Source organism: Anabaenopsis sp. NIES-4685, from assembly GCF_059725405.1.
Genome location: NZ_AP043602.1, coordinates 4,029,534 through 4,045,516 on the forward strand (window position 1 = coordinate 4,029,534; position 15,983 = coordinate 4,045,516).

9 protein-coding genes and 4 pseudogenes are annotated in these 15,983 nt (G+C 42.6%); 7 read left to right on the forward strand and 6 right to left on the reverse strand.

The genetic code is table 11. The features are described from left to right. Positions 1-61: 61 nt before the first annotated feature. The 4 genes and pseudogenes from AC6IZ0_RS17405 (at position 62) to AC6IZ0_RS17420 (ending at position 5,407) form a co-directional block, all read left to right on the forward strand. Entirely contained in the window at positions 62-1,441 is a 1,380-nt protein-coding gene (locus AC6IZ0_RS17405; RefSeq protein WP_497724078.1) for an IS4 family transposase, read from the forward strand. A gap of 826 nt (positions 1,442-2,267) precedes the next feature. Next, on the forward strand, positions 2,268-3,320 hold the full coding sequence (locus AC6IZ0_RS17410; RefSeq protein ID WP_497724080.1) for a dipeptide epimerase: 1,053 nt from the start codon (positions 2,268-2,270) through the stop codon (positions 3,318-3,320). After that, entirely contained in the window at positions 3,304-4,350 is a 1,047-nt protein-coding gene (locus tag AC6IZ0_RS17415) for an N-acetyltransferase DgcN family protein (protein WP_271735014.1), read from the forward strand. Before AC6IZ0_RS17410 ends, AC6IZ0_RS17415 begins: the two co-directional genes overlap by 17 nt. 33 nt (positions 4,351-4,383) lie before the next feature. Beyond that, positions 4,384-5,407: pseudogene (locus tag AC6IZ0_RS17420) on the forward strand (aspartate carbamoyltransferase catalytic subunit). 93 nt (positions 5,408-5,500) lie between these two features. On the opposite strand, the gene AC6IZ0_RS17425 reads toward AC6IZ0_RS17420, so the two are convergent. Next, the gene (locus tag AC6IZ0_RS17425; RefSeq protein ID WP_497724084.1) at positions 5,501-6,841 is read right to left on the reverse strand and encodes a TldD/PmbA family protein; all 1,341 of its coding nucleotides are present in this window, start codon (positions 6,839-6,841) and stop codon (positions 5,501-5,503) included. A gap of 119 nt (positions 6,842-6,960) precedes the next feature. Beyond that, positions 6,961-8,434: pseudogene (locus tag AC6IZ0_RS17430) on the reverse strand (TldD/PmbA family protein). Between the two features lie 217 nt (positions 8,435-8,651). Here AC6IZ0_RS17430 and AC6IZ0_RS17435 point away from each other — a divergent pair. Beyond that, positions 8,652-9,473 carry a SirB1 family protein gene (locus tag AC6IZ0_RS17435; RefSeq protein WP_271735021.1) on the forward strand — a complete coding sequence of 274 codons (822 nt, stop codon included), beginning with the start codon at positions 8,652-8,654 and terminating at the stop codon, positions 9,471-9,473. Here the strand turns inward: AC6IZ0_RS17435 and AC6IZ0_RS17440 are convergent. Both AC6IZ0_RS17440 and AC6IZ0_RS17445 read right to left on the reverse strand, forming a co-directional pair. Continuing rightward, positions 9,470-9,919 (reverse strand): SRPBCC family protein, encoded by a 450-nt coding sequence (locus AC6IZ0_RS17440; protein WP_497724087.1) that lies wholly within the window; start codon positions 9,917-9,919, stop codon positions 9,470-9,472. The genes AC6IZ0_RS17435 and AC6IZ0_RS17440 overlap by 4 nt on opposite strands. Before the next feature lie 58 nt (positions 9,920-9,977). After that, positions 9,978-11,440, reverse strand: a pseudogene (locus AC6IZ0_RS17445) (GTP-binding protein). Between the two features lie 197 nt (positions 11,441-11,637). Between AC6IZ0_RS17445 and tpiA the strand changes: the two are divergent. After that, positions 11,638-12,363 carry a triose-phosphate isomerase gene (gene tpiA / locus AC6IZ0_RS17450; RefSeq protein WP_497726090.1) on the forward strand — a complete coding sequence of 242 codons (726 nt, stop codon included), beginning with the start codon at positions 11,638-11,640 and terminating at the stop codon, positions 12,361-12,363. Beyond that, positions 12,296-13,293 (forward strand): annotated as a pseudogene (gene folP / locus AC6IZ0_RS17455) (dihydropteroate synthase). The gene tpiA and the pseudogene folP overlap by 68 nt, the downstream one beginning before the upstream one ends. Before the next feature lie 51 nt (positions 13,294-13,344). Here folP and AC6IZ0_RS17460 read toward each other — a convergent pair. Then, complete coding sequence (locus AC6IZ0_RS17460) at positions 13,345-14,181, reverse strand: SPFH domain-containing protein (RefSeq protein WP_497724089.1); 837 nt, start codon at positions 14,179-14,181, stop codon at positions 13,345-13,347. 143 nt (positions 14,182-14,324) lie between these two features. Further along, entirely contained in the window at positions 14,325-15,968 is a 1,644-nt protein-coding gene (locus AC6IZ0_RS17465; RefSeq protein ID WP_497724092.1) for an alpha/beta hydrolase, read from the reverse strand. Positions 15,969-15,983 lie beyond the last annotated feature (15 nt).

The following is a 15,983-nucleotide window of genomic DNA, read 5'->3' on the forward strand; positions in this document are numbered from 1 at the left end:
AACATCACAGTGAAAGCCTTGATGGCTATAGTTTTGAAAGAGGAGAGTGGGTAATGGCATCATGGAAAAGTGGGCAGCGAAAGAATTGGCACAGGTAAACTTAGGGGATGCACGTCGAAACAAGCGGTTAATCAGGATAGTAGAAGATTTAGCAGCACAACCAGATAGTAGTGTACCACTTGCTTGTGGAAATATAGCAGCAACAAAGGCGGCATATAATTTTTGGAAATCACCACATTTTCAAGCAAGTGATATTCGTGCTGCCCACACATCCAGCACCATAGAAAGAATCAAAAAACATGAGATAGTATTGGCAATACAAGATACAACAAACATAGATTTGACATCGCACCCAGCCACAAAAGGAGTAGGTTATCTTGACCACAGAAAATCATCAGGATTAAAAGTACATTCAACACTTGCAGCCACAAGTAATGGAGTACCGTTAGGAATTATTGAGCAGCAAGTATGGGCAAGAGAACAAGAGAATTTAGGTATTGCTAAAAAACGTCGTCAACGAGAGACAAAAGAAAAAGAAAGTCAACGTTGGTTGGATGGGTTGCAGACTACACAAAATTTGATTCCCTCAGAAATTGAAGTAATAACAATATGTGACTCAGAAGCGGATATATTTGACCTTTTTAGCCAGCAACGTCGAGAAAAATCACACTTACTAATTCGTGGGACTCATAATCGTAAAGTAGACCATTGTGGCAAATATCTACATCTTGCCATTCGTCAAATCGAAGCATCTGGAACAGTGACTGTAGAAGTCAAACGGTCTCCAGAACATAGTTCCAGACAGGCGAGACTGACAATTAGGTTCACGAGTTTTGATATTCAAGTACCATTACACCATATTGGACGTTTACAGCTAAAACCTGTCAGGTTACAAGTAATTTTGGCAGAAGAGGAAAATCCACCTCCAGGAACAAATCCCATTAGTTGGTTATTAATTACTAGCTTAGAAATTAACAGTCTAGAAGATGCTGCATGTTGTGTTCAATGGTACACTTACCGTTGGTTGATAGAACGTTATCATTACACATTAAAAAGTGGCTGTGGCATCGAGAAATTACAACTGGAAACTGCTGACCGAATTCACATGGCACTAGCCACTTATACTATTGTCGCTTGGCGATTGTTATGGCTTACTTATCAAGCACGAGTTCATCCTGATTTACCTTGTGATGTTGTTTTGGAAAACAGTGAATGGCAGTCCTTATGTGCCACTATCAACAAAAATCCTATTCCTCCAGACCAGCCACCTTCTTTGCATGATGCTGTGCGAATGATTGCCACTCTTGGTGGTTTTTTGGGTCGCAAAGGTGATGGTGAACCGGGTGTGAAAACCATTTGGCGTGGGCTACGACGCTTACACGATATTGCTGCTACTTGGCAATTACTTCACTCCGATTCCCCATCTCATCTTGATATTTAGCGATCGCCTATGGCGGAGGGGTAGCCCCTCGCCCCTGTATTCAAAAACTCAATCACCTGTTGGGTTTTCTCAATGTCCATACTTATTCTTTTTTGTCAATCCTCCCCACTATGCACATCTCTACAACCTTTATTGTGTTTGCCTTCCAGCAATGTTAAGAAAGATGTGGGTAATGGATAGCCTTGTAAGGGAAGGGGACTGGATTTTATTGTTTTTTGTGTGTTCGGTGTGTTCCGCAATCCTTCCCATTCCCCATTCCCTGTTCGGTGTGTTCGGTGTTTTCCTGTGTTCCCTAAGATAAAAATTACCTGTTTAAAACTTATCAAACAACCTTTAAGAATCTTATAACTTTTGTCGGCACTATTGTACCTGACTTAAATAAAAGTTGCTGTGATAGTACGGAATTTGGATATTTACTATTAAAGTTGTTTTATTTGCTGGTATTTTTTTGATATTCGAGATTTCTTGACACACATATAATAATACAGCATTTATCAGTTTTATGAAGGATAAAAAATTAATTTTATCACATTTATGGTTTACGTAGCTTAGTAGTTTGTACATACCTTGATCTGAAAGATTTTTTTAATCTTCTGAAAATATTTGCATATCCGACTCAGGCTAATACATAATTTTATGATTGAATGATTTCTTATATAAGTGTTTGTTAATGAATTAAAAGATTTTGAATATCTTCTGTGCTATGTAATTTCTGGCTTCGGTTTTTTAGTCATAATTTTAGCTAAAAATCAATGTATTTCGTTAGTATTTTTAACACGATTATCATATGATATTGCTAATAAATTGTTTTGTGCCAATATTGCTCATGCAACTAGAAATAAAACCATTTACTGTCAATAAAAGGTTTCCCTTGACTATTAGTCGCGGAACAACATCCCAAACAACAAACCTATGGGTAAAGATTTTACACGATGGCATTGAGGGTTGGGGGGAAGCATCGCCATTTGGTGTAGGTAATCATGCCCAATCTACTGTTCTGATTAAACAGCATTTGCAGGAACTAGCACCAATATTAAAAACATTTAGCCCGTTACAACGACAGCAAATTGAGGTAATTTTAACACAACGGCAGGCTCCCTCATCGGTGAGGGCAGCGCTGGATATGGCTCTATGTGACTGGTCAGGTAAGCTTGTGGAATTACCTCTGTGGCAAATTTGGGGATTTGACCCTAATGTTATAGTTCCAACTTCTGTCACAATTGGAATTAATTCACCGGACGCAGCCAGGGCGAGGACGCGGAACTGGTTAGAATTTATGGATGTTCGCCTTTTCAAAGTAAAATTAGGTAATCCTGATGGGATCGAGGCTGATCGGAAAATGCTGTTAGCAGTGCAACAAGAAGCACTAAATTTAGAATTATTCGTAGATGCAAACGGGGGTTGGAGTTTAGAAGATGCCATTTATATGTGTAATTGGCTAGCTGATTTGGGTATAAAATATGTAGAACAACCATTACCACGAGGGCAAGAAACAAGTTTAGCCTCACTCAAAGAAAAATCCCCTTTACCAATATTTGTGGATGAAAGTTGCTTTACCAACAGCGATATTCCTGATTTAGCAAACTATGTGGATGGTATAAATATCAAACTCATGAAATCAGGGGGACTCACAGAGGCTATGCGTATGGTACATACAGCCCGATCTTATGGGTTACAAGTGATGTTCGGTTGCTATTCTGACAGTACACTAGCAAATACAGCCGCAGCACAGTTAGCACCATTAGCTGATTATTTAGATTTAGACAGTCACCTTAACTTAATTGATGACCCCTTTACCGGTGCATTGCTGCAAGAGGGGAGAGTTTTACCAAACGATTTACCTGGCTTGGGGGTACAATACAGTGCGTTTGCTGCTTAATCAAAAAATAGCAATTCTGCTACATGAAGGAATTACGGGAACTCAGGGTAAAACCGGGCTATCACTTTTACGCTACTGTCAAGCCCCCATCGTTGCCTTAATTGATCGCCAATGTGCGGGCAAATCTTTGTTAGAATTAACTGGGATCAAGAACAATGTGCCAATTGTATCATCATTAACCGCAGCACTCAAGTACAAACCGGAAGTACTAGTAATTGGTATTGCTCCTAAAGGTGGGGCCTTACCGGATGATTACTGGGAAGACATTAAAAATGCCTTACAAGCCGGGATGTCTTTGGTAAATGGTTTACACACACCATTGGCAAATATACCAGAGTTAAATGCTCTGCTCAAACCGGGACAATTAATTTGGGATGTACGTCAAGAACCGGCTAATTTAGGCGTTGGTAGCGGTTTGGCTAGTACTCTTCCCTGTCGGCGGGTGCTGACTGTGGGAACTGATATGGCAATTGGTAAAATGTCCACTAGCCTAGAATTACATTGGGAGTCACAGCGACGGGGGTGGCGTTCTAAATTTTTAGCTACAGGTCAAGCCGGGGTGATGTTAGCAGGGGAGGGGATACCCTTAGATGCTGTGCGGGTAGATTTTGCGGCCGGTGCTGTGGAACAAATGGTGATGGGTTGTGGTAACGACTACGACATTCTCTATATTGAGGGACAAGGTTCATTGCTGCATCCTGGTTCTACTGCTACTTTGCCTTTAATTCGTGGCTCCCAACCAACACAATTAATTTTGGCACATCGGGCGGGACAGGCTCAAGTGCGTAATCATCCCCATGTTGTGATTCCCTCTTTATCCAAGGTAATTCGCTTGTATGAAAGTGTCGCTAGTGCAGCAGGTGCTTTTGGGGATGTTCCTGTGGTGGGTATAGCTTTGAATACGGCTCATTTAGACGACTTGACAGCTCAAGATGCGATCGCGCAAACCACAGCCGAAACTGGTTTACCTTGCAGTGACCCTGTGCGTTTTGGGGCTGGGATTTTGTTAGATGCGATTATGAATAATTAAGGAACTCGAAATTTAAATATTAAAAACAATTTTATGCCTAGTAGCACCTGGAATCGTCATCACGTTCTTTCCCTGGACTGACTTCACAACCAATGAATACGATACAGTTTTACAAACTGCTGCTAGTTTTCAAGAGGTGCTGTCACGGCGGACAAAAAAAGTACCAAGTCTACAAGGACAGGTGGTGGCGAATTTATTTTTTGAACCCTCCACACGCACCCGCAGCAGTTTTGAACTGGCCGCTAAACGCCTGAGTGCAGATACCCTCAACTTCACCGCCGCCAGTTCTTCCATGACTAAGGGAGAAACAATTCTTGACACAGCCAAAACCTATTTGGCTATGGGAACTGATATTATGGTCATCCGTCATCGAGAAGCAGGAGTACCCAATGCGATCGCGCAAGAAATGGATCGTCTGGGAGTAAGAGTTAACGTGCTCAATGCTGGTGATGGTCAACATGAGCATCCTTCCCAAGCACTGCTAGATTTATTTACTATCTGTACATTGATTGACCCCAGTCATCCCCGACTAGAACTCTTAAAAGATAAAAAAATTGCCATCGTCGGAGACATTTTACATTCCCGCGTCGCCCGATCCAATATCTGGAGTTTAACAGCCAGTGGCGCTCAAGTCCATCTAGCATCACCGCCCACCCTTCTACCTCAGTTATTCCAAGACTTTGTTTTAGAGAGCGGTCAAACTGACTCATCCCCAAAACTTAACCGTCAACTATTTTTACATTGGGAATTAGAACCAGCCTTAAAAGATGCAGATTTAGTCATGACCTTGCGCCTGCAAAAGGAACGCATGACAGCTCACCTACTCCCAAGTTTACGAGAATATCATCAGACCTTTGGCATTACACGCAAAAAACTACAACTGTGCCAGCCTCATGTTAAAGTCTTACATCCAGGGCCAGTCAACCGTGGTGTAGAAATTAGCTCAGATTTGATGGATGATCCAGAATTTAGCCTAATTCAGTCCCAAGTTACCAGTGGTATCGCTATTCGTATGGCACTGTTGTATTTATTAGGTAGTGGTAAAGATTCAGCTTAGTAGTGGGGGACTTAAGTCCCCCACTGACCGCAAAGCAATATACTACAACCGAAGAGAAGAGGCTGATCAACAACCCATAACTTCCCTTAACTGTTACTCTCCAGTAATAGAAAGTCCGTCAACCCAAATTTTGGGACAAACTCCACCAGGGGTAAGCTCGACTTCTTTTTCCACATAAACTATCGACTTCAGGAGTTCCAAGAAATCACCCGCAACAGTGGCTGATTCAATACTAGTTCTCACACCATTATTAACTAACCAGCCATCAAAAGGCAGAGAAAACGAACCTTGTAAAGATTTAACCCCTGCATGGAGAGCTTGTAAATCATCAATCAAAACCACATTTTCCGCAGTTTCTAAGCTCAACTCCTGTGCGGGTGATGTAGCTGCAAAAACATGATAGAAGTTAGGACTAACGCTGACTTTTGCCCCAATACTAGCATTACCAGTCGGCTGGGTATTCATTCTTTTCGCAGTACCCGCACTGTGAAGAAAACTTTTTAAAACGCCATTTTCAATCAGGGACACCTGGCGAGTCGGAGTTCCTTCACCATCAAAACTTTCCGCACCCACGTTAGCTGGGTGTAGTGCATCATCATAAACTGAAAGCAAAGGTGAAGCAATTTGCTTACCTAAATCATCGGCATTAGACAAGCTTTGATTATCCAGAATACTTTGAGCATTGAACAGGTTAGAAAAAGCACCCAATAAACTTAAAAAAGCATCAGGAGAGAAAACAACTAGATATTTACCAGACTGGATTTTTTCATAGTTCAGGTGACTAATAGTTTTCTGGGCTGTTTCCTGGACACAACCATTAATGTCGAGACTATTTAAACTCCGATCAACTCTAAAAGCGCTACCACTGCGTGGTTTTTTGCCATCTTCCTCAGTTTTGCTGTAAAGATAAATCGATGCTAAAGAATGAGATTCAGTTCTAGTAGCACCGTCACTATTGACATAGAACCTATCAATATCTCTTTGAGCTAAACCATTATAAGGAACACCCTTAATTGCCCCATGAGCCGCTAAAAGTTCCTTTTCAGCCGCCAGTAGACTGTTAATCAACTCAGCCACAGGTGCTTGGGGCGCTTTATCATGAGGTGTATAGGCAATAGGAACAGTGGACTCTGGACTAAAATCCGGGACATTTTCCTTCACACCAAAAAAACTCGCCTCGTAGGCAGTTTTTAAAGCTAATTCTAGGCCTTTGGGATCTACATCTGTGGTGCTGGTAACACCCATTGTATTCTCATCATTCCAGACGCGAACAGTTACCCCAGAACGATTTGAGGCTTTTACTTGTTTCGGCTCACCTTGGTCTACTTGGACGCTAGTTTCATCTATTGTTGAGCCGTAAATGTCAAATTTTTTAATACCAAGTTTACTAGCTTTTTCCTTGGCGTTATTGGCAATTTCTGTAATATTCGGCATAGTCAAAGGATTTCGTATTTGAGATTGTGTTGCGCCAAAAGTTTGGTTTGTGATTTTGTGCCTTGGTGGTGTATTCCATGTTGTATTAAACACGAAAACACCAAGACACGCAGGAATTTCTATCTGCCGCCAACAGTGATAGAATCAACCTTAATGTGGGGTTGTCCAACCGTGGTGTAGATACTGCCACTAACAGAACCGCAGAAGCCGGGAGCTAGTTCCAAATCTTGAGAACACATGGAAATCTTATTCATAATTTCCTTGGCTTCACCAATGAGAATGGCTCCTTTTAGTGGTTTAGTGATTTTGCCATTTTCGATTAAATAAGCTTCATCTACACTAAAGTTAAATTGACCTGTAGCGCCAACGCTACCGCCCCCCATCTTTTTACAGTAAATACCTTTATCAACAGAGTTAAATAAATCTTCAGTGGTGTAGTCCCCAGGAGCAATATAAGTATTACGCATCCGACTAGCAGCAGCAAAAGTATAACCTTGGCGGCGACCGCTTCCGGTTCTAGGGTGTCCAGTGCGAGAGGAGCCTGTTCTGTCTGCTAAGAAGTTTTTCAGGACACCTTTTTCAATTAATAGGGTTCTTTGAGCTGGCATACCTTCATCATCCATGTCAATGGTACCAAAGGCATTTTCTGCCCGTCCCTCGTCCCAAGCTGTGAGACTTTCGTGGGCAATTTTTTCACCTTTTTTGTCGGCGAATGGGGTTGTTTTGCGTTCAATTTGGGTAGTTTCTAGCAGATGTCCACAGGCTTCGTGGAAAATTACCCCACCGAAGTGATTCGCCATGATAATGGGGTAAGTACCTGAATCTACATAGTCTGCATAGAGCATTTTCCCGGCAGATTCTGCTATTTGTTCGGCTGCTTGTTGATAATCCCAAGTTCTCAAGAAATTAGCATCACTGGTGTTACCAGCGCGTTCCCCAATGGAGGCGCGATTAGCACCGTCAGCGCACAATAGGTTAAACCCCACCGATTGCGTGAGGCGAATGTCACGAGCAAATGTGCCATCACTAGCAGCAACTAAGACTTCTTGTCCAATCTCGGAAATAGGAAGCCCGGCGAGATTGTACGTGACTAGCTTTTCGCTGCAGTTGAGCAGTACCATCTAAAAGCACTTCTCCCATTTCTCGGATGGAACTACACAGGGGTAACCAACCATCTTTGCCTCTTTTGGTGGCGTAGTCTCTGAGTAACTCTAGGTTAATTTCTGGGATAAAAGCATTATGAATAGGTAGTTGTAGTCCCAGAATGGAAAGACCTTTTTCTAAGGCTGCTTTTAAACCCCCAAAGGATAGGTCATTGGTGCTAACGTAGCAGTCGGCTGCACCGCGAAATACCCTCACCCCTGCACCAGTGACTAAACTGGGTGAAATGCTGGTAATAGCGTCGTCTTCTGCTAGACAACTAATGTAGTTACGACGTTCTAAAAAGAATTCGATCAGGTCAGCACCGGCGGCGCGTCCTAATCCTAGGAGGGTCGCCAGAGGGGCTTCCCAGGTGTCATCGAATCGCTCTGGACTTGAGGAGTATTGTAGTGTGGGAATTTGGTTGGACAGAAGTAGTGTACTTGTAAGCATAGATAGCCTCGTCTGCTGGCGTTATCAGAGATTTGACTGAAAAACCTCTGGTGCCTTAACTCTAGCAAAATTCTGGGATTGGGGAGATGATGCTGCGGGGTTGTTAAACTGCTGTGAACACCTAGACAAAATTCGGATTTTCTGTGGGCGGTTATTGCTCTGAGTGTAAACTGGAGTTACTCAGGGGTAAATATTTAATTATACTCAGGATTTACTTATGAATTTCTCGTCAGCTAGATTATATTTTTACCAGGAAATTCAGGAGCATGAGGAGGCTATTGACTTAGCCAAGGCAGCTTTGTATATAGCTCAGGAAGAATATCCTCACCTGGATATTGCGGAATACCTCAATACCCTGGATATAATGGCTGGCGAAGTTCAAGAACGCTTACCCGCTTCACAATATCCTCTGCGAATTATCCAAACTATTAATCAGTATCTCTACGTTGATTTAGGATTTGCTGGTAATCAAAAGGAGTACTATGACCCCCGCAACAGCTTTTTCAATGATGTCATTGACCGTCGTTTGGGGATCCCCATTACTTTGGCGTTGGTTTATCTAGAAATTGCTCGTAGGATTGATTTTCCTATGGTAGGTGTGGGAATGCCAGGACATTTTCTGATTCGCCCGAATATTCCAGATATGGAAATTTTTGTGGATGCGTTTAATGGGGGTGAGGTGATGTTTGTAGAAGATTGTGAAAAACGATTATCTCAAGTGTTTCAGCAACCTGTGAGTTTACAGCCTGAGTTTTTAGAACCGGTAAGTAATCGGCAATTTTTGATGCGGATGCTCACTAATTTGAAATATATTTACCTCAAACAACAAAATTTAGCAAAAAGCTTGGCGGCTATAGAACGAATTTTGTTCTTGTTTCCTGGGATGATTTTAGAAGTGCGCGATCGCGGTTTGCTCTATTATCAACTTGGTGAATATGCCCAAGCTGCTGATGATTTGCAAACTTATTTGGATAAGGTTCCTCATGCTCAGGATGCGGTGGTAATTCGCAGCTTACTGGCTGAGTTGGACAAGGATTAGCTAATCACTAATGACTCTGCTACTTGTTTGAGGCGACTTAGTTGGGCTTGCATATCTTTTTGAGTCCAAGATGCGGCAAAGTTATTGAACCCCCAACTGACCAAAGGATTAGGAATATTGAACTCAAAGCGGTTGACAAGAAGTGTTCCTTGTGGTAGGGGTTGACATTCCCAGCGATCGCGTCCTTGAAAGAATCCCTGAAATTCCCAAACCACTAAACCTGGTTCTCGTTCCACAACAACGCTGTATAAGCTGGGCTTAAGTAGGGGAACTTGAATAATAAAGCGACTTTCACTACCCACATCAGTACTCCAAACTGCCCCCACAGGTTCACAACACAGAGCAGGATTGAGCCAACGGTGCATGAGTGTTAAATCAGTAATGCAGCGTTCCACCACTGAAGCTGTGGCATTAATTTGAATAGATTGTTCAAAAGCTCGGGACATTCTACATTTCTCATCCTGTAGCTGTACTTAGAATATCGCAAAACTAGACATAGATGATTTAAGGTTTTAGTTTCACCTTTTGTTGTAATTCCTCCTTAATGCGGTTGAGGATAGATTGCTGGTCTAAGTTGGCCAAAATCCGACTAATAACTGCTTTGGGTGCTTCATCCCCCCAAGTAGCGCCATTGGCTAAATAAACCTTAGTAACTTGTCCAATACCATAGGAAGAAACCCCGGCCACCCCAGCTTGGGTAAGTGCTACTGAAATGTAAGGCGCAAAGGTGGCGCCAGCGGTAGCTGATGCAGAAATACCCAGCAGAGTTTTTAAGCCACTTAAGCCTAAATTTGCGAGTAACTCACTCAAACCGATACCGCCCATACTCAGGGCAATTTTTTGGAGCAATTGTACAGCACCACTTTCGCTCATAGGGATGCCATAGAGTTTAGACAAACCCAAAATCAAAGAAATATCAATTACTATACTACTAAGTATATCCACAACAGTAACCGGATTGAGAGCGATCGCTATTGCCTTAGTCATCACAGCCTTCCAAATCAACTGATTAGCATTTTGCTCCCTAATCATCAGTTTTCGCTCTACCAACTGCTCATTGACATTATCCGCATAAAGCATAGTATTGAGAGCCACCAAAGCCTTACCCTCACGCTGTAAAATCTCCAGAATTTTTAGTTTCAGTTCTTCAACCCGGGCTGTACTGGTACGTAACTGCACCCCCCTACTACCATCAGGGCGAATAATCGCGGTCCTCACCAGTGGTGATGCTGCTGTCATGACAATTTCCAGGGGAGTGAGTAACTCCCTGACCCGTTCATCTCGGATTTTGCGATAAATTGCCATGCGGTCGGATTCGGGATATTGGTCTACCTTGTTAAATACCAGAATTATAGGTTTACCGGCTTCCCGCAACTGAGAAAGGGCTTGATGTTCTATTTTTGTCATGTCCCCGGCAATCACAAACAAAATTAAATCTGCTTGCTTTGCTACCTGTTCAGCTAATGCAGCACGAGTATCACCATCTACTTCATCTAACCCAGGAGTATCAATTAGTTCCACCTGACATTGACCTTCCCCAGATAAAGTTACCCGTAAGGTAGGTTCATTGTCCCCGATTTTTTCTTCACTAATAGTCCAGTCAACTCTTTGGGAATTACGGGTGACTCCATGGAGAGGTCTCCAGTTTCAAACACGGTTTGTCCCACTAAGGCATTGAGTAGGGAGGACTTACCGCGTCCCACCATGCCAAAAGCAGCAATTTGTACTACCACACTGTCCAACTTACCCAGCATAGTTTCCAAATCAGCCAGTTCAACTTCCAAACCGCGTTTTTCCTGGGGGGTCAGGTCAAGATTGGTAACTAAGTTTCGCAGTGCTGTTTGTGCTTGTTTATAGTTGAGTGACCTTTGAATATCCTCAAAACTGAAAATGGCACTATCAAGTTCTGCCTCCCAGTTAGGCGAGTCGCTGTGATGAGGTTCAGGCAAAGGCAATGTAGAAGTCATATCAATTTTAAATTGGCGATTTGGGATTTTATCCCGATATTCTTATCCTAGTTATTTTTAGCAGGAGATTGGGTGAATCAGTAGGGGTGCGCAGGGGAAGTTTTTCCCAATTACTAATGAGCAATGACCAATGACTAACAAAACGTCCTAAACTGAAAAATGCATCTATTAGCGTTAGAATCTTGACTAAATCACCTGTGCGGAAAATAGTTATAGCCGGTAACTGGAAAATGTTCAAAACCCAGGCAGAAACCCAAGATTTTTTACAGGGATTTCTACCTCACTTGGAGGAAATACCCCAAGGGCGGGAAGTGGTATTGTGTCCTCCCTTCACCAGCCTCAATGTGTTATCCAAGAGTTTGCATGGTAGCCTCATCCAGTTGGGGGCGCAAAATGTTCACTGGGAAGAAAATGGAGCCTATACGGGCGAAATTTCTGGACCTATGTTGACGGAACTTGGTGTACGTTTTGTAATTGTCGGTCATAGCGAAAGACGACAATACTTTGGAGAAACAGATGCAACGGTCAATTTACGCCTCAAAGCGGCTCAAAAGCACGGTCTGACACCGATTTTATGTGTAGGCGAAACTAAAGAACAACGAGATGCTGGGGAAACTGAATCAATAATTACCGCCCAGCTAGATAAAGACCTGATAGATGTCGATCAGGATAATTTGGTGATTGCTTACGAGCCTATTTGGGCAATTGGTACTGGTGATACTTGTGAATCCACTGAAGCTAATCGGGTCATTGGTTTAATTCGTAGTCAGTTGAGTAATCCTCATGTTTCGATTCAATACGGTGGTTCAGTGAAGCCGAATAATATTGATGAGATTATGGCTCAACCGGAAATTGATGGCGCTCTTGTGGGGGGAGCCAGTTTGGAACCCGCAAGTTTTGCTCGCATTGTCAATTACAAGTAATTTTATCTATAACGCTTTTTCCCTGGCGGGTCCGGGGAATGCGTGTATTGATTTTATTCTTAATGTTTGTTTTTTAACTGAAAATGTCTATATGTCCAGCCAGTTAATAATTCGCGATCGCTGTTTTGTGTGGGGACAGCGAACTTATTTGATGGGTGTTTTAAATGTTACCCCTGATAGCTTTAGCGATGGTGGTCTGTTTAATCATAGGGTTGGGGCTTTAGCACAAGCACGAGCCATGGTAGCTGCTGGCGCTGACATCATCGATGTGGGTGGTCAGTCAACTCGACCGGGAGCGGAGCAAGTCAGTCTTGTAGAGGAACTGGATCGGGTACTACCCATCTTGGAGGCTATCCGACCAGAAATTAGTGTGCCTATCTCTGTAGATACAACTAGAGCAGATGTAGCCAGGGCATCTATAGAAGCTGGAGCGGATATAATTAATGATATTTCCGGTGGTACATTTGATTTAGAGATGCTACCTACAGTTGCTAGTTTAGATGTGCCGATTGTCTTGATGCACATCCGGGAACGCCCCAGACAATGCAACAAATGACTGATTATGAGGATTTGATGGGAGAAATTTCTAGTTTCTTAGCAAAACAAATTCTAGCAGCAACTAGAGCAGGGGTTGACCTCGAAAAAATCATCATTGATCCCGGGATTGGTTTTGCTAAAAATCATGAGCAGAACTTAGAAATTTTGCGCCGATTGAGTGCATTCAAAGCTCTAAATTGCCCTATTTTAGTAGGAGCATCCCGGAAAAGTTTTATTGGACACATCTTAAACCAACCAGACCCCAAAGCACGGGTCTGGGGAACAGCAGCAGCTTGTTGTGCAGCTATTTCTCATGGTGCTGATATCTTGCGAGTTCACGATGTTCAGGAAATGCGAGATGTGTCACTGGTAGCTGATTTACTATGGCGATAAAAATGGTAATTGTGGTTTCTCCTTATGCAAACTGCTGTCATCACCTAGCTGTTACTTTGTTGGTGAGTTATTGCTACTACCTTCTTGAGCTATGGAATCGGCAATCAACTGGTTATAGACTTCATTAGTTTTACTGGGGTCTATGAAGACAATTTTAGCATTATTACTCTCACCAAGTTTTTGGCTAGCCACGACATAATCTTGAGCAACAAGATATCTAAGAATTTCCCGGTTTTCAGGATGAGAACGTAAAGCTTCAGAAATTATCTGCATTGAGGTTTGAGTTCCCTGGGCTCTCTTAATAGCAGCGTCCCGTTCCCCTTCGGCTTCAAAAGCCAGGGCCCGTTTTTTAATTTCTGCTGCTCGCTCTTCTTCCATTGACTTTCGCACACTTTCAGGCGGTGTAATGCTTTGAAGATCCAAGCGCAGAATCTCGACTCCCCAATTTTGTGTTGTTTGATTTAACTGATTTAAAATGGCTGTGTCCATTTCTGCACGGGAGACATTGGTTTCTTCCACAGTGTTTTGGGCGATGATCTCCCGGAGTGTAGTTGTCGCCAGTTGTCTGAGAGACCCTTGCAGATCATCGATTTCGTAGAAACTTTTCACTATATCTCTAATGCGCCAAAACAGGACAGCATCAACTTCTAGGTAAATGTTATCTCTGGTGATCACATTTTGAGGTTTGATGTCTATAAACTGCTCCCGTATGGTATCCTCCATCACAATCTGATCTACCAAAGGAACAATAAAATTGAGTCCAGACCCAAGCTTGCGGTGATATCGCCCCAAGCGTTCTACTAGGGCTTCGTTACCTTGATTAATCAATTTTGCAGATCCTAAAGCATAGGCTATGAGCGCTAAGACTATGGCAATAATTGGCTCCATATGTTCTCCTATTCAGCCTTTGGGTAAATTTAGTGTAAATCATATGGTACTACCTTAGCCTGAGATTTGAGTTTTCATGTTGGGTATGTAATTTTATTAACAGGAATTATGTGATTTAATTGACATTAATAGGGTGAGGGTGATTATTTGGTGAGGGAACTTAGCCAAGGTTTGATATTTTCTGGTAAATCAGAATTCAAACGGAGGGGGAGTGCTACTGTGGAAAGAGATTGGGCGTAAGCTGGTGTGAGAAATGGTTGGTAAATTTGGGCTTGTGGTGTGTGTTGTTTGATAAATGCTAAGGTGACACCGCGAATTAACTGACGTAATGAGTGGGTTTCTTCCCCTCGCTTTTCTCTCACGATCGCAGTGGCCCCACTCATGGGATATGCGGGGTCATGAATACTCAAGTGAGTACCACCAATGGCTGTTAACAGGTACTTAGAACCCTGGAGTTGGTTAAAGGGTATGATTTGATGGGTTAAGGCTGGAGTAAGTACATCTTCAGTTCCCGCTAAGATTAATACAGGTTTGGCAATTTTAGTCAGACCGTTTGTACCGAAGAGTTTACCAACCAGGGGATTGAGTGCGATCGCGCTTTGAACTCGCCGATCTTGTAAATCTAGTTTATTCTCTTTTAAACTAGCTGCTGCACACTGTAACCAATCACCCGGTGATTCGCCAAAGGAAAGAGAAGTTCTGCAGAACTGTTGTAATTCTTTGAGGTTGACTTCTCCACCAACTAAGGCTAAAGCAGTGTACCCCCCTAAAGAGTGACCAATGACAGTTACTTGGTTTGTATTCAGTTTTCCTTGAAGTTGTCCCGATTGAGTATTAAGTTTTTCTAATTCGTTGAGCAAAAAGCTGACATCTTTGGGGCGCTCAATAAATTCAGTAGCTGGTAGTAGTTGAGCCAAATTCATGTAATTTTCAGCCCGACTGATGGCTACAGAGTTACTACCAGGATGCTCAATTGCAGCAACGGTAATTCCATGAGAAGCTAGATGATGTGCTAAATAGCTCAAGAATTGACGGTTGGCTCCAAATCCGTGGGAAATGACAACCAGTGGCGCTGCGGTGTAACTTTGACTCGAATAAATGTCTACAGGAATGCTGCGATTTCGTTCTCTGTCTTGTAGGATCAGGGTTTGCTGCTCAACTGCATTTTTTCCTTTACTAGCAGGGTCAAAGGTTGGTTGAAAAAGCGGATGATTTTTTACTAATAATTGTCGTTCTAAGAAAAGCCCGAGGACTTGACTTTGTAATTTGTTAGCGTTTAGTTCTAATGCAATTTGCAGTGCTGAAGTTGCATCAACAGTAATATTTTTTTGGGGATAGGCGCGCAAAAAACCAATTACACTCAAACCGTTGACTTGACGTACAGACAGATAGAGGGCCGATTGAATTGTTTCTATGGTGCTATCTGGTATTGCTGTTCTCAAAGAAGTAATTAACTGTCTACCTTGTGGCGATCGCAATAGCTCCTCCACAAATTTATCTGCAAAAGCTGGATCTAATTCCAACCTTCTCTCCAGTAATTTACCTACTTCTGGCGTTAACACAAAGCTATATAGCTGTAAGTGTTCTGGTAGTTTCCCAGATTTAGCAAATTTCTCTAAGTCAGCGATCGCTAGTGACTGTTGAAAGACACCTAAGCGGATAGTAACGGTTTCTGCTGCTGTGGCCAAGGGAATACTCACACCCCAACCCAGAGCGAGAGTGAAACTGCATAGTAACCCATTAAGCAAGGATATTGGAGGTGGATGTTTCCTGAACCACGAGGACATAAGATAATCCCATTC